This is a genomic window from Gordoniibacillus kamchatkensis, assembly GCF_000829455.1.
Lineage (GTDB): Bacteria > Bacillota > Bacilli > Paenibacillales > NBRC-103111 > Gordoniibacillus > Gordoniibacillus kamchatkensis.
In genome coordinates, this window is record NZ_JXAK01000018.1 from 68,447 (window position 1) to 91,632 (window position 23,186).

At 57.7% G+C, this 23,186-nt stretch carries 15 protein-coding genes and 2 pseudogenes; 11 read left to right on the plus strand and 6 right to left on the minus strand.

Annotation, left to right across the window (positions count from 1 at the left end):
• Positions 1-83: 83 nt before the first annotated feature.
• The 9 genes and pseudogenes from secA (at position 84) to SD70_RS12195 (ending at position 12,226) form a co-directional block, all read left to right on the plus strand.
• Positions 84-2,600, plus strand: a complete 2,517-nt coding sequence (gene secA / locus SD70_RS12155) for a preprotein translocase subunit SecA (protein WP_041047830.1) — start codon at positions 84-86, stop codon at positions 2,598-2,600.
• Between the two features lie 75 nt (positions 2,601-2,675).
• Positions 2,676-3,799, plus strand: a pseudogene (gene prfB / locus SD70_RS12160) (peptide chain release factor 2).
• Positions 3,800-3,943: 144 nt separating this feature from the next.
• A complete protein-coding gene (locus SD70_RS12165; protein ID WP_041047831.1) occupies positions 3,944-4,813 on the plus strand; it encodes a YitT family protein in 870 nt (289 codons plus the stop codon).
• Between the two features lie 128 nt (positions 4,814-4,941).
• Positions 4,942-6,018: an N-acetyl-gamma-glutamyl-phosphate reductase gene (gene argC, locus SD70_RS12170; protein ID WP_231571174.1), complete on the plus strand. Its 1,077-nt coding sequence runs from the start codon at positions 4,942-4,944 to the stop codon at positions 6,016-6,018.
• Positions 6,019-6,062: 44 nt separating this feature from the next.
• Positions 6,063-7,283 (plus strand): bifunctional glutamate N-acetyltransferase/amino-acid acetyltransferase ArgJ, encoded by a 1,221-nt coding sequence (gene argJ / locus SD70_RS12175; protein WP_041047832.1) that lies wholly within the window; start codon positions 6,063-6,065, stop codon positions 7,281-7,283.
• Between the two features lie 18 nt (positions 7,284-7,301).
• The gene (argB, locus tag SD70_RS12180) at positions 7,302-8,108 is read left to right on the plus strand and encodes an acetylglutamate kinase (RefSeq protein ID WP_041047833.1); all 807 of its coding nucleotides are present in this window, start codon (positions 7,302-7,304) and stop codon (positions 8,106-8,108) included.
• Positions 8,109-8,339: 231 nt separating this feature from the next.
• Positions 8,340-9,560 carry an aspartate aminotransferase family protein gene (locus SD70_RS12185; RefSeq protein ID WP_041047834.1) on the plus strand — a complete coding sequence of 407 codons (1,221 nt, stop codon included), beginning with the start codon at positions 8,340-8,342 and terminating at the stop codon, positions 9,558-9,560.
• A gap of 306 nt (positions 9,561-9,866) precedes the next feature.
• Positions 9,867-10,823: an ornithine carbamoyltransferase gene (gene argF, locus SD70_RS12190; RefSeq protein WP_041047862.1), complete on the plus strand. Its 957-nt coding sequence runs from the start codon at positions 9,867-9,869 to the stop codon at positions 10,821-10,823.
• Between the two features lie 164 nt (positions 10,824-10,987).
• Positions 10,988-12,226 carry an argininosuccinate synthase gene (locus SD70_RS12195; protein ID WP_041047835.1) on the plus strand — a complete coding sequence of 413 codons (1,239 nt, stop codon included), beginning with the start codon at positions 10,988-10,990 and terminating at the stop codon, positions 12,224-12,226.
• A gap of 125 nt (positions 12,227-12,351) precedes the next feature.
• Here the strand turns inward: SD70_RS12195 and SD70_RS35995 are convergent, their stop codons facing one another.
• On the minus strand, positions 12,352-12,648 hold the full coding sequence (locus SD70_RS35995) for a hypothetical protein (protein ID WP_156157998.1): 297 nt from the start codon (positions 12,646-12,648) through the stop codon (positions 12,352-12,354).
• A gap of 663 nt (positions 12,649-13,311) precedes the next feature.
• On the opposite strand from SD70_RS35995, the gene argH reads away from it, so the two are divergent.
• Both argH and SD70_RS12210 read left to right on the plus strand, forming a co-directional pair.
• Positions 13,312-14,727 carry an argininosuccinate lyase gene (gene argH, locus SD70_RS12205; RefSeq protein WP_041047837.1) on the plus strand — a complete coding sequence of 472 codons (1,416 nt, stop codon included), beginning with the start codon at positions 13,312-13,314 and terminating at the stop codon, positions 14,725-14,727.
• Positions 14,728-15,154: 427 nt separating this feature from the next.
• Positions 15,155-16,549 (plus strand): ADP-ribosylglycohydrolase family protein, encoded by a 1,395-nt coding sequence (locus tag SD70_RS12210; RefSeq protein ID WP_052487341.1) that lies wholly within the window; start codon positions 15,155-15,157, stop codon positions 16,547-16,549.
• A 34-nt stretch (positions 16,550-16,583) separates the two neighbouring features.
• On the opposite strand, the pseudogene SD70_RS40320 reads toward SD70_RS12210, so the two are convergent.
• The 5 genes and pseudogenes from SD70_RS40320 to SD70_RS12230 all read right to left on the minus strand — a co-directional run.
• A pseudogene (locus SD70_RS40320) lies at positions 16,584-16,958 on the minus strand (substrate-binding domain-containing protein); the annotation flags it as partial.
• An 81-nt stretch (positions 16,959-17,039) separates the two neighbouring features.
• Entirely contained in the window at positions 17,040-19,367 is a 2,328-nt protein-coding gene (locus SD70_RS12215; protein WP_041047838.1) for a helix-turn-helix domain-containing protein, read from the minus strand.
• Between the two features lie 123 nt (positions 19,368-19,490).
• A complete protein-coding gene (locus SD70_RS12220) occupies positions 19,491-21,113 on the minus strand; it encodes an extracellular solute-binding protein (protein ID WP_041047839.1) in 1,623 nt (540 codons plus the stop codon).
• A 35-nt stretch (positions 21,114-21,148) separates the two neighbouring features.
• Positions 21,149-22,027 carry a carbohydrate ABC transporter permease gene (locus SD70_RS12225; protein ID WP_041047840.1) on the minus strand — a complete coding sequence of 293 codons (879 nt, stop codon included), beginning with the start codon at positions 22,025-22,027 and terminating at the stop codon, positions 21,149-21,151.
• Between the two features lie 28 nt (positions 22,028-22,055).
• Positions 22,056-22,964, minus strand: a complete 909-nt coding sequence (locus tag SD70_RS12230; RefSeq protein WP_041047864.1) for an ABC transporter permease — start codon at positions 22,962-22,964, stop codon at positions 22,056-22,058.
• Between the last annotated feature and the right edge of the window lie 222 nt (positions 22,965-23,186).

Genomic DNA, 23,186 nt, shown 5'->3' on the forward strand with positions numbered 1-23,186 from the left:
CAAAGGCCTTTGGTTGCGGCGCTTTCTCCAAACTGGTACAATTTAAGGATAATGACGAAGGCCGAAAGGGGTTCACCGGATCGATGCTAGGACTAGTTAAGAAAATATTCGGCGATGCGAACGAACGTGAACTGAAACGATATTGGAAAGCGGTAGAGCAGATTAACGGCTTAGAAGCGGTAATGGAGCCGCTGTCGGACGGAGAGCTGGCTGCCAAGACCGCAGAGTTCCGCCGGCGTCTGGCGGAAGGGGAGACGCTCGACGATTTGCTGCCGGAAGCGTTTGCCGTTGTGCGGGAGGCTTCGAAACGGGTACTGGGCAAGCGCCACTACGACGTTCAGCTCATCGGCGGCATGGTGCTGCACGAAGGCCGCATTGCCGAAATGCGCACCGGCGAGGGCAAGACGCTTGTCGGTACGCTCCCGGTATACCTGAACGCGCTGGCCGGCGAAGGCGTGCATGTCGTAACCGTCAACGATTACCTTGCACAGCGCGATAGCGCGGAGATGGGGAGAATTTATTCGTTTCTGGGCATGACCGTCGGAGTCAATCTGCATGATTTGACGCCCGAGCAAAAAAAGGAAGCCTATAACTGCGACATCACGTACGGTACAAATAATGAATTCGGCTTCGACTATTTGCGCGACAACATGGTGCTGTACATCGAGAACATGGTGCAGCGGCCGCTGGCGTTCGCCGTCATCGACGAGGTGGACTCGATCCTGGTTGACGAGGCGAGAACGCCGCTCATCATTTCCGGCCAGGCGCAGAAGTCGACGGAGATGTATTATGCGGCGGATCGTTTTGTAAGCAAGTTGAAAGAGGAAGAAGATTATACCGTCGACATCAAGGTACGCTCCGTGACGCTCACGGAAGCCGGGGTGGCGAAAGCGGAGAAGGCGTTCAATCTCGAAAATCTGTTCGATCACCAGAACGTGCAGATCAACCACCACATCCAACAAGCGCTCAAGGCGCACGTCATCATGAAGCGCGATGTGGACTATGTCGTGCAGGACGGCGAAGTCGTCATCGTGGACGAGTTCACAGGCCGTCTCATGACGGGCCGCCGTTACAGCGAAGGGCTGCATCAGGCTATCGAAGCGAAAGAGCAGCTTGAAGTGCAGAACGAGAGCATGACGCTGGCCACGATTACGTTCCAGAACTACTTCCGGATGTATCGCAAGCTGGCCGGCATGACCGGTACGGCGAAGACGGAGGAAGAAGAGTTCAAGAAAATTTACGGGCTCGAAGTTATCGTCGTGCCGACGAACAAGCCGATGATCCGCGTCGATATGCCCGATGTCGTATACAAAACCGAGAACGGCAAGTTCCGCGCCGTCGTCGAAGAGATCGTCGTCCGCAACAAGAACAAGCAGCCGGTGCTCGTCGGCACGGTGTCGATCGAGAATTCCGAGCGCTTGTCCGAGATGCTGAAGAAGAAGGGCGTCAAGCACACGGTCCTGAATGCCAAGTATCATGCGCAGGAGGCGGAAATCGTCTCGCAGGCTGGGCAACCCGGGGCGGTGACGATCGCAACCAACATGGCGGGGCGCGGTACCGACATTATGCTTGGCGAAGGCGTACCGGAGCTTGGCGGCTTGCATATTATAGGTACGGAACGGCACGAAAGCCGCCGTATCGACAACCAGCTGCGCGGCCGTGCAGGCCGGCAGGGCGATCCGGGCTCGTCGCAGTTCTACCTCTCGCTGGAGGATGAACTGATGAAGCGTTTCGGCGCCGACAACATTATGGCCATGATGGACCGCCTCGGCATGGAAGAGGACCAGCCGATCGAATCGAAGCTGATCACCCGTGCCATCGAATCGGCGCAAAAGCGGGTCGAAGGCAACAACTTCGACGTACGGAAGGTTGTTCTCCAATATGACGACGTCATGAACCAGCAGCGCGAAATTATTTACAAGCAGCGCCGCGAGGTTTTGGATTCTCCTGATATTAAGGAAGTCACTCTCGGTATGATTATGCCGGTTGTCGAGCGCATCGTGAACGCCCATTGCCCGGAAGACCAAGTGCCGGAGGAGTGGGATTTGCAGGCGATTGCGGACTATGGCAACAACACGTTTCTGCATCGTCCGGTGTTGACGAAAGACGAGCTGTGGGGCAAGGAACGTGAGGAAATCATCGAATATATCCAAGGCATCGTCCGTTCCCAATACGATGAGCGCGAAGCGGAGATCGGCTCCGAATTTATGCGCGAATTCGAAAAAGTTATCGTGCTGCGCGCCGTCGATTCGAAGTGGATGGACCATATCGATGCGATGGATCAGCTGCGCCAGGGCATCCACCTTCGCGCTTACGGCGGCACCGATCCGCTGCGGGAGTACCAGTTCGAAGGCTTCGAGATGTTCCACGAAATGGTCGAGCATATTCAGGAGGAAGTTGCGACCTACATCATGAAGGCGCACGTCCAATCGAATCTTGAGCGCGAAGTGGTAGCGATCGGCCAAGCGGTCGATCCGAAGGCGGAGTCCGGAGGCAAGAAGCCGATCGTACGCGAGGCGGGCGAGCGCATCGGGCGCAACGATCCGTGCCCTTGCGGCAGCGGCAAGAAGTTCAAGCAATGCCACGGCAAAGATCTGTAACGCGCACAAGCGCGAGCCAAGCGGGCGCCCGGCGACGGGCGTCCGAGTTATGACAATCATGAGGAGTGGACGACGATGTTAGATCCGCAAGTGAAACAGGATTTACGAGAAACGGCGAGACGATTGGCCGAGCTTAGGGGGTCTCTTTGACTTAGATCTGAAGCTGGAGCAGATCGCCGATTACGAGGAAAAAATGTCGCAGCCCGACTTCTGGAACGACAACGAAGCCGCGCAGAAGCTGATCGCCGAAGCGAACGTGGTGAAGTCGGTAGTGGAGCAGTTCCAGAAGCTCAACTCGGATTATGAAGACCTGGAAGTGATGGCGGAGCTCGCCGAAGAGGAAGGCGACGAGGGAATGGCGGCCGAAGCGGCTGCAAGCGTCGCCGGACTCGTGAAGCGGCTCGAAGACTTCGAGCTGCAGCTATTGCTCAACCAGCCGTACGACCGGCTGAACGCCATCCTCGAGCTGCACCCGGGCGCGGGCGGCACCGAGTCGCAGGACTGGGCCGAGATGCTGCTGCGCATGTACCGCCGCTGGGCGGAGAAGCGCGGTTTCGGCGTCGAAGTGCTGGACTACCTGGAGGGTGACGAGGCCGGGGTCAAAAGCGTTACGCTGCTCATTAAAGGCTACAACGCGTACGGTTATTTGAAGGCCGAAAAAGGCGTCCATCGCCTCGTCCGCATTTCGCCGTTCGACGCCTCCGGGCGCCGGGCATACGTCGTTCGTATCGTGCGACGTGATGCCGGAGATCGATGACGACATCGAAATCGAGGTGCGTCCAGAGGATCTGAAGGTCGACACATACCGGTCGAGCGGCGCGGGCGGCCAGCACGTCAACAAGACGGAGTCGGCCGTGCGGCTGACGCACATTCCGACCGGGATCGTCGTCGCCTGTCAGACGGAACGGTCGCAGATTCAGAACCGCGATCGCGCCATGAAGATGCTCAAGTCGAAGCTGTATGAGCGGAAAATCGAAGAGCAGATGAAAGAGCTGGCCGAGTTGCGCGGCGAACAGACGGACATTGCGTGGGGCAACCAGATTCGCTCGTACGTGTTCCATCCGTACAGCATGGTTAAGGACCATCGCACCGACCACGAGACCGGGAACGTGGGCGCCGTCATGGACGGCGAGCTGGATCCGTTCATTGACGCTTTCTTGCGTATGCAGATTAAGGACAAGGAAAATCCTACATCATAAGCGATGTAGGATTTTCTTGCTCCATCAGAAAGTATAAGCTGCGCCTATACTTGGCTGATTCCGTGCGAGAAACGGGGGGCCGCCTGGAACGGACGGCCTTGGCCGTTTCTTCTTACTATGGAGAACAGGGAGCTGAGAGCAAGTATGGCAAGAAGAAAACCGTTATTTCCTCCCGGCAGCCCGTGGCTGCCCGCGGTCGAATATATGTTGCTAGGATTTGGATCGCTGGTGATGGCTGCTAGCTTTAATATGTTTTTGCAGCCGAACCAGATTGCCTCCGGCGGTGTCGCCGGTTTGTCGATCCTCGTCCAGCATTGGTTCGGCATCCAGCCGGCGCTGACCCAATGGGCTCTGAACATTCCGATTTTTCTGCTCTCGTTATGGGTATTCGGAGGCAAGTTCGGGGTGAGGGCGGCGGTCGGGTCGCTCGTGTTTCCGCTGTTTGTGCTGCTGACGAGCCGGCTGCCGCCGCTGACGACGAACACGCTGCTGGCCAGCTTGTATGGCGGGATCGGGACGGGACTCGGTCTCGGGATCGTTTTCCGCGGGCGGGGTTCGACGGGCGGTCTAGGGCTTGCAGCGCAAATCGTACATAAGCTGACGGGCATCAGCCTCGGCATTTGCGTGGCGATATTCGACGGGCTCGTCATCGTGGGAGCGGGCATCACTTTCACTCCGGAGAAGGCGCTTTTTGCGCTGATCGGGCTGTTCGTCATGAGTAAAACGATAGACATCGTGCAGGTCGGCTTCCGCTATTCCAAAGTGGCTTTCATTATTTCCGGCGAGACGGAGGCGATTCGGCGGGCGATTTTGTACGAGCTGGACCGCGGGCTGACGCAGCTGAGCGGCTGGGGTGGCTATACGCAGGATGAGCGGACAGTGCTGATGGTGGTCGTCGCGCAGAACGAGGTGCTGAAGCTGAAAGCGCTCGTGCGCGCGGCTGACCCGGATGCGTTCGTGATCATTAGCGATACGGCAGAGGTGCTGGGCGAAGGCTTCCGGCGGCACGGGTAACGGCTGTGGCAATGGATTGCTTCGATGTGGACGGGCCTCGCGGCCTGTAATTTTTCATTGAATTTTTATTCCGTCGACTGTATAATAATTCATAGTTTATTCATGGGAACGGATAGGGGAGAGGCACGTTGGCAACTATTACAGAGACTTCAGGGACGATTCGCGCGGCGATCGTAGGCTCGACGGGGTACGGCGGGGTAGAGCTGATTCGCCTGCTGCAGGCGCATCCTTATGTAGATATTACGTCGGTCATTTCGTCGTCGTCGGCCGGAGCTCCTATTGCTGATGGGTATCCGCACTTGTCGGAAATTCGCACGGACGCGCTCGATGCCGTCGATGTGGCGCTCATGAAAGAGAAGGCGGATGTCGTGTTTTTGGCGACGCCGCACGGCGTGGCGGCGAAGCTTGTACCGCAGCTGCTGGAAGCGGGGCTTAAGGTGATCGACCTGTCCGGCGACTTCCGCCTGCGTTCAGCGGCCGAGTACGAAGCGTGGTATAAGCACGCTCCGGCGGACGAGGCTTATTTGGCGAAAGCAGTATACGGGCTTTGCGAGGTGTACGGCGACCGCGTGCACGGCGCGGATTTTATTTCCAATCCGGGCTGTTACCCGACGGCAACGCTGCTCGGCCTCATACCGGCGGTTGCTGCGGGTTGGATCGATCCGGCGACGATTATCGTCGATGCGAAATCCGGCGTATCGGGAGCGGGTCGCGGCGTCAGCCTCGGCGTGCACTATTCGGAAGTGAACGAGAACTTGTCCGCGTACAAGGTGAACCGTCACCAGCATATTCCGGAAATCGAGCAGACACTCAGCGACGTAGCCGGAAGCAAAATCGTCACGACGTTCACGACGCACCTCGTTCCGATGACGCGCGGCATTATGAGCACGATTTACGCCAGCGTGATGGGCGGAGCGGGGGCGCGTTCGGAGGCGGATTTCATCGCGCTGTACCGCGACTACTATAAGGGGCGCCGCTTCGTGCGCATCCGGCCGCAGGGGAAGCTGCCGGCGACGAAGGAAGTATGGGGCTCGAACTATTGCGATATCGGCTTAGCCGTGGACGCCCGCACGGGACGCGTGACGATCGTCAGTGTCATCGACAACCTCGTGAAGGGGGCCGCCGGGCAGGCGATTCAAAATTTGAACCTGATGATGGGCTGGGATGAAACGACCGGGCTGCAGTTCGTACCGGCGTATCCGTAACCGCATAAGGCAGCCGAGTTGAATGGGAGAAAGGTGAGGACTGGATGAAGGAGCAATTCACGATTATTCCGGACGGCAACGTTACGACACCGGCCGGCTTCCGCGCGGGAGGACTGCACTCCGGACTGAAGAAAACGGACCGCAACGACCTCGGCGCCATCGTCTGCGACGTGCCGGCTTCGGCGGCGGCAGTATACACGCTCAACGCGTTCCAGGCGGCGCCGCTCCAGGTGACGCGGGATAGTCTCGCCGCCGGCGCAAAGCTGCAGGCGGTCATCGTCAACAGCGGCAACGCCAACGCGTGCACAGGAGAGCAAGGCGAAGCCGACGCTCGCGAGATGCGCGCGCTGGCGGCGTCCGCGTTCGGCGTGCAGGAGCGCCACGTGGCTGTGGCGTCGACTGGCGTCATCGGCGAGCCGCTGCCGATGGGCAAAGTACGCGCCGGGATCGCGGCGCTGCCTTCGCGGCTGAAGGCGGACGGGGGCGACGATTTCTGCCAGGCGATCCTGACGACGGATCTCGTGCAGAAGTCGCTGTGCGTCAGCCTCGAAATCGACGGCAAGCAGGTGCGCATTGCCGGAGCGGCCAAAGGCTCGGGGATGATCCACCCGAATATGGCGACGATGCTCGGCTTCATCACGACAGACGCAGCCATCGGCAGCGCCGAGCTGCAGAGCCTGCTGAGTGCGGTGACGGATTCTACCTTCAATATGATTACGGTAGACGGCGACACGAGCACGAACGACATGGTCGTCGTCATGGCCAGCGGTCTGGCGGGCAACGCCCCGCTGACGCCGGCGCACCCGCAGTGGGAAGCGTTCCGCGCGGCGTTTGAGCACGTTGGCGAACATTTGGCCAAGGCGATCGCCCGCGACGGGGAAGGCGCGACGAAGCTGATCGAAGTGAGCGTTACCGGCGCCGCCACGAGCGAGGCCGCACGTGCGATCGCAAAAACGATCGTCGGCTCGAGCCTCGTCAAGACGGCCGTTTACGGTGCAGACGCGAACTGGGGCCGCATCATCGCCGCAGTCGGCCGGGCCGGTCAGCCGGTCAACGTCGATACCGTCGACATCCGGCTCGGCGACATCGTCACGCTGCGCCAGTCGCAGCCCGTGAAATTCGATGAAGATGCGGCGCTTGCCTATTTGAAGGGCGATACGATTCACATCTTCGTCGATTTACATATGGGCGAAGGCCGGGCCACGGCTTGGGGCTGCGATCTAACTTACGATTACGTACGCATCAACGCCGCGTACCGGACGTAAGGGGGCGCAGCACACGAAATGAACGGAACAGCGGTAGCGGACAAATTTGTGATGAAATGCGGCGGCAGCACGCTGGCGGCTTTACCGGACGCATTTTTCGAGGATATGGCGGCGCTGAAGCGGCGCGGGAAGCTTCCGGTCATCGTGCACGGGGGCGGCCCGGCGATTTCCGAGACGCTGACGAAGCTCGGCATCGAGACGGAGTTCGTGAACGGGCTGCGCAAGACGAATGAAGCGGTGCTCGACGTTGTGGAAATGGTGCTGGCCGGCCAGATCAACAAGCTGATCGTGCGCCGCATCGGCCACGCCGGAGCCCAAGCGCTCGGTTTGTCGGGTCTCGACGGCAACCTGCTCGTCTCCGAGCCGGTCGACAATGCGCATGAGGTCGGGCTCGTCGGGCGGGTCGTCGAGGTCAATGCCGCGCTTGTGGAAGGCGTCGCCGAGCTCGGCTACATTCCGGTCATCGCCCCCGTCGGCATCGGCCGTGACGGCATGCAGCGCTACAACATCAACGCCGATACGGCGGCGGGTGCGGTGGCGTCGCAGCTCGGTACGGAGCGGCTCGTCGTAGTGACCGATGTGCCGGGAATTATGAAAACGATAGATGGCGAGAAGAAGGTGCTGCCGAGCGTGACCGTGGCCGAGATCGAGGCGATGATCGCAATCGGCGAGATCTATGGCGGCATGATCCCGAAGGTGCGGGCGGCGATCGACTGCATTCAGGGGCGCGTGCGCGAGGTTGTTATCGTGAGCGGGACGGAGCCGCGCATTTTGAGCCGTGTGCTCGAAGGCGAAGCGATCGGAACGCGGATCGTGCGCGAGTGAGCGGGATGCCGGCGGCAGCGGCTGTTGAGTACGAAGAGCCTATGCGTAGACTTCGAGCTGTCGGAAGAAGTTTAAAGGCCAAACGGGCTTTTAGCTGAGGGTGAATGTGCGAGGTCGGGTCGGCGTTTATGCGCGGCGATCACAAGCAGGCGAAATTGCGTACGAACCGAGCATTTCCGGGTGAACCGACGTACGAATCATCCGAACGAACTATTGGGAGGAGTGAACGGCATGAGTGAAAACCTGCAAGGATTGTTGTTCCCGAACTACAGCAAGTTCCCGATTACGTTGGTGAAAGGGGAAGGCAGCAAGCTGTGGGACGATCAGGGCAAGGAGTACATCGACCTGATGTGCGGGGTGGCGGTGACGAACCTCGGCCACGTGCCTGCGAAGGTAAAGGCGAAGCTGCAGGCGCAGCTGGATGAGCTGTGGCATGTGAGCAATCTGTTTCACATCCCGAATCAATACCGTCTTGCGGAGCTGCTGACGGCGAATTCGTGCGCGGACCATGTGTTTTTTTGCAACAGCGGGGCGGAAGCGAACGAAGCGGCGATCAAGCTGGCGCGTCGTTACTACCAGAAAGTAAAAGGCATGAAAGACAAGTACGAGATCGTCACGTTCAAGCAGTCGTTTCACGGCCGGACGCTGGCAACGCTGACGGCAACCGGGCAAGATAAGGTAAAGGAGGGCTTTCATCCGCTGCCGGAAGGGTTCACGATTCTGCCCTATAACGACATCGAAGCTCTGCGCGGAGCGGTAAGCGGCAAGACGGCGGCGGTGTTCCTGGAGCTAGTTCAGGGAGAAGGCGGCATCCATACGGCGGAACCGGCGTTCGTCGCCGAAATCGCGAAGCTGTGCGAGGAGCACGACGCGCTGCTGATTCTCGACGAAATTCAGACGGGCATGGGCCGTACGGGCAAAATGTTCGCTTACGAGCATTACGATATCGAGCCGGATATTTTCACGCTGGCCAAAGGGCTCGGAAGCGGCTTCCCGATCGGCGCCGTGCTCGGTAAAGCGAAGCTGAAAGACGCGTTCGCAGCCGGCAGCCACGGTTCGACGTTCGGCGGCAACCTGCTGGCCACGGCGGCTGGCATTGCAACCGTCGAGACGATGCTGGAGGAAAATGTGCCGCAGCAGGCCGCTGAGCTCGGCGAAAAGGCGGCTGTGTTTCTCCGCGGACGACTCGCGGGCAACCCGATCGTGAACGATGTGCGCGGCAAAGGGCTGCTGATCGGCATCGAATGCACCGTAGCCGTTGGCGACATTGTAAGCGACTGCCACCGCAGCGGCGCGCTCGTCATTACGGCAGGCACGAACGTGCTGCGCCTCGTGCCGAGCCTGGTCATTCCTGAGGAGCTGCTGCTGCAGGGGCTCACCATCGTATGCGAGGCGCTGGAGCGCGCTGCGGCGCAGGCCGGTGCGGCTGCCGGATCGAAGGCGTTCGTGTAAAAGCAAGGTTACCGTGGCGTGGCAGCGGCGTAAGGGCCGCACGAACCGGACAATTCGACGCTGGGTCGTACGAAGCGGCCAGCCGAGCCGCCGTGCGAGCGGCCGCTTGCAGAGGACAAAACCGCTGCCGGGCGCAACAGCCGGTGCGGGTCGGCTAAAACCGCCTTACACCGGCGCCCGCGAGGACAGCCGGCGTAAAGCGGCTGAACCCGGTGGGGAGACGCCGCGGACGGTGTTTAAACGATATGCGTAATCGGCGGCCGGAGGCGGCTGATGAAGCATTTTCACGATAAAGGAGGGGTTTCGGTGACGGCAACGTTGCAGGAGGAAATCGCGGCCAGGCTTAAGGGGAAAGATTTCCTCGGGCTGGTTGACTATACGAAAGAAGAAATCGAGTATTTAATCGCGCTCGGCATCGATCTCAAGAGCAAGCTGAAGGCAGGAGAGACGTATCAGCCGCTGAAGGGGAAGACGCTGGGGATGATTTTCGAGAAGTCGTCCACCCGCACGCGCGTTTCGTTCGAGGTCGGCATTTACCAACTCGGGGGGCAGCCGCTGTTCCTGAGCAAGAACGATCTGCAGCTTGGACGGGGCGAGCCGATCTCGGATACGGCACAGGTGCTGTCGCGTTACCTTGACGGCATCATGATCCGCACGTTCGGCCACAAGCGGGTCGTGGAGCTGGCGCGCGCGGCGACGGTGCCGGTCATCAACGGGCTGAGCGATTTGTCGCACCCGTGCCAGGCGCTGGCCGATTATCAGACCATTTTGGAGAAGAAGGGCCGTCTGCAAGGCCTCAAGGTCGCTTACATCGGCGACGGCAACAACATGCTGCATTCGCTGCTTGTCGGCGCGTCCAAGCTCGGCATCGATTTTGCGGCGGCGTCGCCGGAAGGGTATGACGCGGATCCGGAAATGGTTGCCATCGCCAAGGAAAACGCCCGCAAAAGCGGCTCCAATGTGCGGCTGGTGCGCGACCCGCGCGAGGCGGCGGAAGGCGCCGACGTTATATACACCGACGTGTGGGCGAGCATGGGCTTCGAGGAGGAGCAGAAGGAGCGCGAGAAGGCGTTCGCGAATTATCAAGTGAACGAGGAGCTGGCGAAGTACGCGAAGCCGGACTACCTGTTTATGCACTGCCTCCCGGCGCATCGCGGCGAGGAAGTGAGCGAGGGCGTCATCGACGGCCCGAATTCGATCATTTTCGATCAGGCGGAAAACCGGCTGCACGCGCAGAAGGCGATCATGGCCGCCATTATGTAAAACGGGGCGTCACCGGCGATGGCCCCGGTCCTGCCGGTGTTGGCTGCCGCCGGGGGAACCGATCCAACCGGTCTCGGTCTCGCAAGTTCTGCCTGCGTCTGGCGCTTATTGGACCGGCGTGCGGGAGAACAGCGACAATACTCGATTAGGGAGAGAAGCAGATCATGGCTAAGCAAAAAATCGTGCTCGCCTATTCCGGCGGCCTCGATACGTCCGTCATTTTGGCGTGGCTGAAGGAAACGTACGACGCGGAGATCATTACGTTTACGGCCGACATCGGCCAGAAGGATGAGCTCGACGGGCTCGAGGAAAAGGCGCTCAAAACCGGCGCGTCCAAAGTGTACATCGACGATCTGCGCGAGGAGTTCGCGCGCGACTTCATTTTCCCGATGTTCCAGGCGGGGGCTCTGTATGAAGGGCAGTACCTGCTCGGCACGTCGATCGCGCGCCCGCTTATCGCCAAGCGGATGGTCGAGATCGCCCGCGCGGAAGGCGCAACGGCGATTGCGCACGGCGCAACCGGCAAAGGCAACGACCAGGTGCGCTTCGAGCTGACGGCTGCGGCGCTGGCGCCGGAGCTGGAAGTGATCGCGCCGTGGCGGAACGAGGAGTTCCGCGAGTCGTTCCCGGGCCGCGCGGAGATGATCGCCTATGCCGAAAAGCACGGCATCAAGGTGCAAGCGACGGCAAAGAAGCCGTACTCGACCGACCGCAACTTGCTGCACATTTCGTTTGAGAGCGGCATTCTGGAGGATCCGTGGTTCGATCCGAGCGCGCCGGAGAACCGCGACATGTTCGTGCTGAGCGTCGATCCGGAGCTGGCGCCGGATACGCCGGAATACATTGAGCTCGATTTTGAACAAGGCAATTGCGTGGCCGTGAACGGAGAGCGGATGGACCCGCTGGCCGTGATGGAGAAGCTCAACGAGCTCGGCGGCAAGCACGGGATCGGGCGCGTGGACATGGTCGAGAACCGTTTTGTCGGGATGAAGAGCCGCGGCGTATACGAGACGCCGGGCGGATCGATTCTGTTCACGGCCCACCGCAAAATGGAGTCGCTCACGATGGACCGCGACGTCATGCATCTGCGCGACTCGCTGATTGCCAAATATGCGCAGCTCGTGTACAACGGCTTCTGGTTCGCGCCGGAACGGCTCGCGCTGCAGGCGCTCGTGACGGAAAGCCAGAAAAACGTGACCGGCACGGTGCGGCTCAAGCTGTACAAGGGCAACATCATCGGCGCCGGCGTGAAGAGCCCGGTATCGCTGTACAACCCGGATATCGCCACGATGGAAGCCGATCCTTCGCAGGCGTACAACCAGGGCGACGCGACCGGCTTCATCCGACTGAACGCGCTGCGGCTTAAGGTGGCGTCCGGCGTAGAGCAAAGCGCCAAGAAGTAAGGCGCCGGGCTAAGGCGCTGGCGCCAGCGGCTCTTGCGGGAGCAAGTGACCGCCTTATGGGAAGGCGAGAGTGCAGTTTCAGCTTGAAGCTTGGGTTCTTGAGGCTACAGCTGGGGTGGTCGGGGCTAGGCTGAGGCCCGGGTTTGCGGATTGAGGCTAATTCGGGGTTCCGGACGAACGTTGAGCTTGGGACCGATGCTGCTGGTGTTAAAGCCAGGGCCCGGGCAAAGGCTAAAGCTAAGGCTATGGCTAAGGTCAAAGGCCAATGCCAAAGCCAATGCTAATGCCAATGCCATGCCAATGCCAATGCCAATGCCAATGCTAAGGTCAAAAGCCAATGCCAAAGCCAATGCCAAAGCCAAAGCCAATGCCAAAGCCAAAGCCAAAGCCAAAGCCAAAGCCAAAGCCAAAGCCAAAGCCAAAGATAGAGGCTTAAGGATTAAGTGCCGCTTTGGGCGTAGGAGGGGCCGCGGGGGACGCGGCCTTCTCAGTTTGTCGAGAAGGCGGCGATCAGAATTTTGGGTTGGAGAGCGGCAATAGAGACCTTCTGAGATTGTGTTCCCTCCGCTTTATCGATTTAGTGAGGCGTCGGTTCCGGTTAGTTACTCACCTCAGGCATAGGTTGCAGGAAATAACGGAACATAGTTCCGCTATCGGCGGCATTTCCCGTTATTTCCCAGAATTAACGGAACGGTGTTCCGCTATTCGCCCAAAAATGCGTGCTAGCAGCGCAGATGGCCCGGCAATCGCGTCCGATAGCGGAATAGCGTTCCGTTATTTTGCCGCAATCATCCTCATTTTCGCAAATAGCGGAACGCTGTTCCGTTATGACTTCACGCGGGATGAGGATTCGTAGGGTAAGCCGGCAATTGGCGCGTTTTTTGAACGAGGAATTTTACTGTAAGGCTCTTGAGCAAGGGCAAAAAAGAATTCCATGTTGCCGGGAACCCGTTTGCCGAATCTACAGCGCCGGCCATCTTTCCCGACAGACAGGGCCGCGGGGGAGCGGCCAAGCGTCGTTGCACCGCGCCGCGGCGCGGCCGGCGAGCCGGAGAGCACGATGCGATACGAGAGGAGCAAAGGTAGTGTCGAAGCTTTGGGGTGGACGTTTTACGAAACAGACGGATAAGCTTGTCGAAGAATACACGGCATCTATTACATTCGATAAAGAGCTGGCCGAAGAGGACATTCAAGGCAGCCTGGCGCACGTGACGATGCTGGGCAAGTGCGGCATTTTGCCTGCGGAAGACGTGGAGAAAATCAAGGACGGCCTTATGCAGGTGCAAAGCATGATTCGCCGGGGCGAGCTGGAGTATACGATCGCCAATGAAGACATCCACATGAACGTGGAGAAAAAGCTGATCGATTTGGTCGGCCCGGTCGGCGGCAAGCTGCATACGGGACGCAGCCGCAACGACCAGGTTGCGACGGACATGCACCTGTATTTGCGCAAGCGTGTCGTTGATCTCGTAGAGCTGCTGCATAAGCTGCAGGAGGCGCTCATCGGGCAGGCGAAAGCGAATCTCGATACGATTTTCCCGGGGTATACGCATCTGCAGCGGGCGCAGCCGGTGTTGTTCGCGCACCATATGATGGCGTACGTGGCCATGTTCCAGCGCGACATCGAGCGGCTCCAGGACAGCTACAAGCGCGTCGACATGCTGCCGCTCGGAGCTGGGGCGCTGGCCGGGACAACGTTCCCGATCGACCGCCATTTTGTCGCCGAGCAGCTCGGTTTTGGGCGCATTTACGACAACTCGCTCGATGCGGTGAGCGACCGTGATTTCATTCTCGAGTTTTTGAGCGGCGCAGCCATTACGATGATGCATTTGTCGCGGCTGTGCGAAGAGCTCGTCCTGTGGTCGAGCACGGAGTTCGCCTTCATTGAGCTGGACGACGGCTTCACTACGGGCAGCTCGATCATGCCGCAGAAGAAAAACCCCGACGTCGCCGAGCTCGTGCGCGGCAAAACGGGCCGCGTCTACGGCAACCTGTTCGGCCTGCTCACGGTGCTCAAGGCGCTGCCGCTGGCGTACAACAAAGACATGCAGGAAGACAAGGAAGGCATGTTCGACACGGTCCGCACGCTGCAGGGAGCGCTGCAGCTGTTCGCGCCGATGATCGCCACGATGAAAGTGAACAAAGGCCGGATGCGCGAGGCGGTCAATCAGGACTTCTCCAACGCCACAGACATCGCCGACTATCTCGCTTCCAAAGGGCTGCCTTTCCGTCAAGCTCACGAAATTATCGGCAAAATCGTGCTGTACTGCATCCAGAACAAAAAATATTTGCTCGACTTGACAATGGACGAGTTCAAGCAGTTCTCGCATCTGTTCGACGACGCGATCTACCGTGTACTGCAGCCGGAGCAGGTCGTCGACGCGCGCGCCGTGTACGGCGGCACGGCGACGGCGCAAGTGAGCGGCGCGATCGAGCGCGCCGAGGAGGAGCTGCGGCGCACCGACGCGTGGGTGCAGGAGTATTTGAACAAGAGCAAGTAAGCGATAATCAAAACGGCACCGAAGACCCGACCAGGGCTTTGGTGCCGTTTTTTCTTGTCATCCATGCCCCATAATCCGTTATATTGTCCATGTCCCAAGTGTATAATGAAAGCGTTACCGAGAGAGGCGGGGCAGCGAAACGTTCCGAAAGGTAATGGGAATGTCTCCGCAAGATTATGCAATTCCAAACCATTCTGACGTCGTTTCCTTCTGCGTTCCGTGCAAGTAAAATGAGAACGCGCTCAATCGCGTCCGGTCCTTTCGCGGACTCCCGGTGACTACAACGGCTGCCGGCGATACATTCATCGGTGCTTAGGCTGCGCCGCGGCAATCCGCATTACCCGTAAGGGCGCGCCAAGATGCAAGCCGGACAGATCCGAAATAGAGGCGTTTTTAACACAAGCAAAAAAAGGAGGAGCTGAGTGAGATGGCAATCAGCAAGCACCCGTGGCTGCAATATGCCAACGATCTGCATGTGGAATTAGATCAAGTTGATGATGAGGGAAAGGATGCTGCGGGGCTTGAAGCGGAAATCAAGGAAATTCAAGCGCTGGATCGCAACGATCCGGCGAGAGAGGAGCGCGCCGCGCTTCTATTGGACAGGACGCAGACTTTACCGATAAAAGAAGGATACGGTTATGTGGAGCCGTCCGATTGGGACGGTATTCGGGCGGCCCGGCCGGCGAACCGGTTTCCCCCCAGCTCTTTTGCCGAAGAGCGATTGTTCGACAAAATTTACGGCGCTTGGTTGGGCAGATCGGCCGGCTGCTTGCTGGGGCAGCCCGTAGAAGGATGGAAGAGGGAACGGCTGACACGGTTTCTGAAGGATACAAACAATTATCCGCTTCACGCTTATATGTCGTCCGATGTCCCGCAGCACATTCTGGACAAATACCAGATCAAAAACCGCGGGCAAGTATACGGCAGCTCCTACATCAATTGGATCAATAACGTGAAACATATGATTGAGGACGACGATATGAATTATACGATTATCGGCCTGGCCATTCTGGAGAAGTACGGTTTCGATTTCAGCCCGAACGATGTGGCCGAATCGTGGCTTATGAATCTCCCTCTCCTCCATGTATGTACGGCCGAACGAGTTGCGTACAAAAATCTGGTCAATTTGATTGAACCTCCTCTTTCCGCATCGCATCGGAACGTATACCGCGAATGGATCGGAGCGCAAATTCGGGCTGATTTGTTCGGTTATGCCAACCCCGGCAATACGGAAAAGGCTGCGGAGATGGCGTGGAGGGATGCGTCCATCTCCCATATCAAGAACGGGATCTACGGAGAAATGTGGGTTGCCGCCATGTTAGCTGCCGCAGCGGTTCAAGATGACGTCGAACAAGTCATTCTGGCTGGGCTAGCCGAAATCCCGGAAAAATCCAGATTGGCGAGAGACGTGCAACGAGTGATCGAATGGAAGAAAGAGGGGATAAGCTGGGAAGAGGCGTCCAACCGCATTCATGAACAGTACGATGAAAATAAGCCGCATCATTGGTGCCATACGATCTCGAATGCAATGATCGTTGCTCTGGGGCTGCTTTTCGGCGATCGCGATTTCGAAAAATCGATCTCGATCGCTGTCACGTGTGCGTTTGATACGGATTGCAACGGGGCAACGGTCGGCTCCATTCTCGGCATGATGCATGGAGCGAAGGCGCTGCCGGAAAAGTGGATCGCTCCGCTGAACGATTTAATCAAATCCGGCGTAGACGGTTTTGGTCTGGTGAACATATCAGAGTTGGCCGAACGCACCGTCAAGTTGGTCCGGTCCAACCCATATGTGAAAATAAGAGGAAAATCCGGCTGCTGAAGCTGCGTGAGGAATCGAGCCCTTTTCAAGCGAGCTACGCTCTAGCTTGGGAGAAGCGGCTCTGTGAAGAGACCGGGCTTCGTACGGACCGTAAGTGCACTAATGCGGACTTATTGGTGACTTGTTTTCCTTGTCGAACTGCGAACAACCAATTTGGGCTCCAACTTGATGTGGGCGGTTTCGCTTTGTGAAACCGTCCCTTCGATTTCTCGATCAGAAGCTGACATGCTTTGGTGCCGAGATCCATAAGCGGCGTCGCTATCGTAGTTAAGTCCGGATCCAGCACGGATCCCAAATAGACGCCCTCATACCCGCCTACCGACACATCGTCCGGAATGTTCAAGCCGAGCCGCTTCAAGGCGATATAAGCCGACGAGGCGGTGATGTCGTTGCACATAAACAGCGCCGTCGGTCGTGAAGGCGAGAAAGCCGTCGACCATCATTTCGACCCGCCAATGACCCCTCCGCCTATCACGCCGCCTGCTCCATGTTACGCGCCTCTTACGACCGTGCGATACTGGATCGGCGTTATCCCTTCGTTTTTCTTGAACTTGCGGATAAAGTTAGTGGCGTCGATGTATCCGACTTCGTCCATAATGTCCTTCAGCGGCATATCCGAGTCCTTGAGCAGCTGTTTCGCTTTGTTCATTCGCATCATGTCAATATAGCGCATAAGCGGCTGGCCTGTGTGTTCCTTAAAGATCCTCGTTACGTAAGAGGGAGAGAGGCCGAAGCGGCTCGATATCGACTCCAGCGAAATCGAGCTGTCGCAGTAATGTTCGGCGACAAAATCCGTCAGCTTCTCGGTCAAGCCGGCGTGCTTGTGCTCCGTCTGCTTACCGATATAGGCGCACAAGTCATCGCAAAGGCTGGTCAGCATGCTCTCCAGCTCCTCCATCGTCTCGTATTGCGCTGCGATCAAAGACCGCAGCCGTTCGTCGATGCGGCTGTCGGCCTGCAGCTCCAGCTCGATGAATGTCTTGATCATCGTGTTGACGACGTCAAAACAGATGAGCTCCGCCGCGCGAAGCGGTATTTGCCGCTGCCCAATGTTGTCCGTAATATCGCGGATGACCGCGCGGGCTTCCTCGCTTTTGCCTTGCCTGATGGCACGCACGATGGCGGCTTCCTGCTCCAGCGGATGCCAGGAGACCCCCTTGCTGTCGTGATCGCGGATATCGCGGAACAGGATGACCCGGTCCCGGCCCTGCAAAAACCGGTGCCGTGCGGCATGCCCGGCTTGCAGGTACGACTGGTAGGTCATCGAGACGTCGTCGTGCATATCGCCGATGCCGACTGTGACCGACATATTCGAATATTGGCGGAACAGCCGGTTCGCCTTGACGCCGATCTCCCGCGCGTACGCAAGGTCGCCGAAGCCCTCGTCCAGGTTAAGCAGCAGGACAAAGCCGCGCTCGTCCGGCAGCTCCACGCCGTGGCCGGTCCCGACTTCCGCCGCCAGCTCCTCGATCATTTTCAGAAAGCCGAACGATACCATATGCCGCATCGATTCCGAGTAATCGCGGCGAAATTTGCCGTAATCGTCGATGAGAAAAAGCAGCACGACGAAGTGCGGCTTATCGAGCGCCAGCGGGGAGAAGGAGGCCGTATCCTCCAGGTCTTCCCGCTTCATTTTGCCGTGGATCAAGGAAAGCACGTATTGATCTTTCAAGGCGCCGGACTGGCTGCGCAGCCGGTTCATCAAGCCTTCGTTGCGCTTGTTCATCTCTCCGACCGCCCGGGAGATGAGATCGAACTCGTCCGCTTTACGGGGCAGATCGCCGATCTGATATTGCGTCTTCAAGTGAACGATCAAATGCCGCAGCGGACGGTAATTGTTGAGCGAGAAGCCGAGCGCGATCAACAGGCCGATGACGAACACGGCGGCGATCGTATATTGAAACAGCCTGCGGCTTTCGTTCACCTTGCTCATAAATTGGTCGGTCGGCATGACGGCGATATACGACCAATGATTTTGCTCGGATTTGACACGGATGACGGCATATTTGGCCCCGCCCGCCGTTATGGTACTGACCATCTCGTTCGATTTGCCGTCCGCAATGCTTTGCCAAACGGCCGCTTCCGCCTCTTCCGTTTCGTCGTTGGCCAGCCGGACGATCTGCTCGTTGCGCTCATTGGCGATGAACATGAAACCGCGGTAATCGTGAAGTGCGTTCCGGACGATCGTATCGATTGCCGATTCCTCGATCAGAAAAAGCACGGCGCCGTAACGGGTGTCCGAATTGGCGGGGAGCGGGTGCGCGTATACGGACAGCTGCAGGGAGCTGATTCCGTTGACTCGTACCGGCTCAAGCGGACGCATGACAGGGGAGGTCAGTTTTTGCAGCGAGCGGTCCAGCTCTTGCTTATTCCATCCGGCAAAAATGTAAACGGATTCAAAAAAGACGTTGGCGTCGTAAATGCCGCTGGCTGCGTACAGCCGATTTTCGTGCTCGGAAGGGAAATATAACAGAATATCGCGGATAAACATGTTGGTCGATTTGTACTTTCTGAGCTCCGACACGGTCCGGTGCAGAGCGAAGCCGTTCTCTTCCACCATAAACGGCGTAAGCGCGGAGTTGGCGGACAGCTGCACCGCCATCCGGTTCATCTCGCTCACCTTCATGTCCATGGCGTTCTTCACCTGCGTTAGCATGGCTACGGTGCTGTCCTGCACTTCCTTGCTCAGCGTGGCGAAAAAGCTTTTGTAGACGATGCCGCTGACGATCGACAGCAAAATAACGGTAAGCAGCACGTACGAAACGAAATATTTGTAAAACCTCGAACGCACGGTTTCACCGAACAAATTCGCAAGCATGCCATTCCCCTTCCTTTGCTTAAAACCGGCGAACGCTTCGCAATACGACCAATGCCAAAGGCAGGGCGCCGTTCGCACGACATCCCGGCCTTTGGCAGCAGAGCAGTGAATGGTAGGGGCCGATCAGTTTTTCTTGTACCGTTCGTAACCGGCTTTGTAAATCTTCATGTATTCGCTCAGACCCATTTTCTTGAGCGTATCCGTATACTTGCTCCATTCGTCGAACGAAGCGCCTCCGGTGATGAACTTGGTCGTCATTTCCTTGACGTACGTTTCGATATCCGCGCGCAGCACGGTCATCCGCTCGGTTTCTTCCTTCGTATAGTTGAACGGCGCCCATCTTTCCTTGATGAAAGCAGGCTCGACCTTCTTCGCGGCTTCGACGGAAGCCGGCATCCCTTCGGCGCCCTTGAAGTAATTTTGTTTCAGAATGCCCGGATAGCCGACGCCCGGCCAGACCAAATATTGCGATACCGCCTGGTCCTGCGTCAAGCCCTTCGGGTTATGCTTGATTTCGTCGGTGTAGTCGATCGTGCCGTCCGGCTTCTCGACGTACGTCTTGTCTTTGAAGCCCATGAAGAACATTTTGCTGCCTTCGTCGCTGTACAGGTAATCGACCCAACGAACCGTCGCTTCCGGATACTTGTTCTTCTTCGTAATCACGAATTGTCCCGGACTGCCGACCGGCGAGCCGATATAGGAATAAATCCGGTCCCCGTGCGGACCTTTCAACGCCGCGGCCCCTACGTAGCCCTTCAAGTTGCTGTAGACGGCTTCCGGATTATAATCGGCAATGACAGCATACACGCCCTTCGACCCTTTGGCAATGATTTGATCGGCGTTAGCGGTGAAGAAATCTTTGTCGATCAGGCCTTCGTTGTACAGCTTGTTCGTGTATTGGAGCATTTCTTTGTAGCGATCGTCGGCCGGGATAAAACGAAGCTCGTTCGTCGCCGGATCGACATCCACATACGGATGGGTCGTGCCGCGGTTGCCGAGCCCCCACGCTCCCTGCAGGTATTTGCCTAAATAGTCCCATCCCGGACCGCCGCCGAGCGGAATCGTGTTCGGATCCTTTTCCTTGATGGCTTTTAGGAACCGGTAAAAGTCGTCCGTCGTTTGCGGCTCCGGCAAGCCCGTCTTCTCCAGCCAGTCCGGTTTGTACCACATGAACGCTCCCGTTAGCATCGATTTGAACTCCGGGTCGGTCACGGTCGGAAACGAATAAATGTTGCCGTCCGGCATCGTAATCGCTTTCTTCACGTCCGGATATTGGTCGAGCAGCTTCTTGAAGTTGGGCGCATACTTGTCGATCAGGTCGTTCAGCTTGACGAACACGCCCTGCTCCCCGTACATCATCAGGTCGGAGGGCGTCAGCCTGTTGCCGTACAGCGCATCCGGGTAGTCGCCGCCTGCGAGCAGGATGTTGCGCTTCTCCACGAGATTGTCGCGGTCCACCGTATTCCATTTGACCTTCACGTTGGTCAGCTTCTCATACTCCTGCCAAAGCAAGATGTTGTTCCAGTCGGATGCCGCAAACCGTTTGGGCGCAAAAAACTCGAGATTGATCGGATTTTTGACGATCGGCATGCCGTCCGCGTTCACTTTATCCGGCTGGGCGCCGGCAGAGGCGCCGGCGGTTGGGGCGGCGTTCTTCTCTTCTGTATTTGCGCGGCAGGCTGCGAGAAGCGCGCCGGATGCAACCATGACGCTCGCCAGCAGCAAGACCGACTTTTTGTTGTTCATCGTTTCTACCTCCATCGTTATATTGCGAAAGGGATCTAGCCCTTTATCGCCCCGATTGTCATGCCTTGCACGAAATAGCGCTGCAGGAACGGATATAGCAGGAACACCGGCAAGTTGGCGACGATTACGACGGCATATTTGATCTGTTGGCCGTACATGATCTGTTCAGACAGCGAAGAGGCGCTGCCGGCCATTTTGTCCATCTGATTCTGGATCAAAATTTCGCGCAGCACAAGCTGCAGCGGGAATTTGCCGCGGTCGGTCAAATAAATGAGCGCACTAAAATAGGAGTTCCAATGATCGACGCAGTAGAACAGCGTCATAACCGCGATAATCGGCAGCGAAAGCGGCAGCATCACGCGCAGCAGGATTTGCGTCTTGGAGCAGCCGTCGATCATCGCCGCTTCCTGCACTTCGTACGGAACGTTTTCCCGGAAAAAGGTGCGCATGATGATGATGTTCCAGACGGCTACGGCGTTCGGAATGACGAGCGCCCACATGCTGTTGAGCATTCCCAGCTTTTTGATAATCAGATAAGTCGGAATCATGCCGCCGCTGAAAAACATGGTGAACACCATCATGATCATGATGACGTTGCGTCCGGCAAAATCTTTGCGCGAGAGCGGGTAGGCGGCCAAAATGGTCATGACGACGTTGATCGCCGTCCCGATGACTGCGTACAAAATCGTGTTGCCGTAGCCGATCAGAATGTCTTTGTTCTGAAATACTTTCTGGTAGCCGGCGAACGAAATGTCTTTCGGCCACAGCCACAGTTCGCCCCGCGACACGGCGAGCGGATTGCTGATCGAGGCGCTCAGCACGAAGACGAGCGGATATAAGACGATCGCCAGAATGACGATCAGAATGAAGTTGTTGACGATGGCGAACAGTTTGTCGCCGCGCGTTTCGCCCATGCCGGGAAAGCCTCCTTTGTAAGATGAATTACCACAGGCTGTTGCCGCCGACCCTTCTGGCGATGAAGTTGACCGTCACCAGAAGCACGAAGTTGACGATGTTGCTGAAGAAGCCGACGGCTGCGGAGAAGCTGTACTGCGCGCCCAACAAGCCGCTTCGGTACACATAAGTCGCGAAAACGTCGGAGCTTTCCAGATTCATGTCGTTCTGCATCAGGAACGCCTTCTCGAAGCCGACGCTTAAGACCGAGCCGGTATTCAGGATCAGCAGGATGACGATCGTCGGCACGATGCACGGGATGTTAATGTGCCAGATGCGCTGCAGCCGGCTCGCGCCGTCGACGCGGGCCGCTTCGTGCAGCTGCGGATCGACTCCGGACAGGGCGGCCAAGTAAATGATCGAGCTCCAGCCCATCTGCTGCCAGACGCCGGAAAATACGTAGAGCGACTTGAACCAGCCCGGTTCGGTCATGAACGGGATTGAATGGCCGCCGAACGCCTTAATGATCTGATTGACGATGCCGGTATCGGGCGTCAGGAAAATGACGAGAATCCCGACCATCACGACGGTGGATAAAAAATGCGGCGCGTATGTAACCGTCTGCACCGTCTTCTTGAAAAATTTTCCCCTCACCTCGTGAATCATTAGTGCCAGCAAGATCGGAACGGGGAAGCCGACGGCCAGCTGATAGACGCCGATGCCGAGCGTGTTCTTGATGAGGCGCCAGAAAAAGTAGCTTTGAAAGAAGCGGTCGAAATGCTTCATCCCTACCCATGGGCTGCCGGTGATGCCCTTGGTGGCGATAAAATCTTTGAACGCGATCTGTACGCCGTACATCGGTATGTAATGAAAAATAATGAAGTAAGCGAGCACGGGAGTGATGAGCAGGTACAGCTCCCAGTTGTTTAGCCAATGCTTGCGCGCGGTACGGATCAAGTCGTCGTCACCTCTTGAGTCGGATTCGGTTTTGTAAGCGTATTCTAAAATGGCGGCTTTATCAGCGTCCATCTGCAATAATTTCTTGATCGGCAATTTTTACGCCGCCGCCGATTCGTTTGTTGGCGAGGGCTTGTTTTTCAACCAATTGTGGTACGCGGTCATGTCCATAACGCTCGAACGGCTTGGTCGTTGCGAGACCGCGGTTTCTGCAACGCGAGG

What these genes read in the sequence shown, in the direction of transcription:
- SD70_RS12165 (WP_041047831.1), top strand. Translation starts at nt 3,944, where the DNA reads ATGGCAAGAAGAAAACCGTTATTTCCTCCCGGCAGCCCGTGGCTGCCC.
- SD70_RS12195 (WP_041047835.1), top strand. Translation starts at nt 10,988, where the DNA reads ATGGCTAAGCAAAAAATCGTGCTCGCCTATTCCGGCGGCCTCGATACG.
- argB (WP_041047833.1), top strand. Translation starts at nt 7,302, where the DNA reads ATGAACGGAACAGCGGTAGCGGACAAATTTGTGATGAAATGCGGCGGC.
- SD70_RS12185 (WP_041047834.1), top strand. Translation starts at nt 8,340, where the DNA reads ATGAGTGAAAACCTGCAAGGATTGTTGTTCCCGAACTACAGCAAGTTC.
- SD70_RS12210 (WP_052487341.1), top strand. Translation starts at nt 15,155, where the DNA reads ATGGCAATCAGCAAGCACCCGTGGCTGCAATATGCCAACGATCTGCAT.
- SD70_RS12220 (WP_041047839.1), bottom strand. Translation starts at nt 21,113, where the DNA reads ATGAACAACAAAAAGTCGGTCTTGCTGCTGGCGAGCGTCATGGTTGCA.
- SD70_RS12215 (WP_041047838.1), bottom strand. Translation starts at nt 19,367, where the DNA reads ATGCTTGCGAATTTGTTCGGTGAAACCGTGCGTTCGAGGTTTTACAAA.
- SD70_RS12225 (WP_041047840.1), bottom strand. Translation starts at nt 22,027, where the DNA reads ATGGGCGAAACGCGCGGCGACAAACTGTTCGCCATCGTCAACAACTTC.
- argJ (WP_041047832.1), top strand. Translation starts at nt 6,063, where the DNA reads ATGAAGGAGCAATTCACGATTATTCCGGACGGCAACGTTACGACACCG.
- secA (WP_041047830.1), top strand. Translation starts at nt 84, where the DNA reads ATGCTAGGACTAGTTAAGAAAATATTCGGCGATGCGAACGAACGTGAA.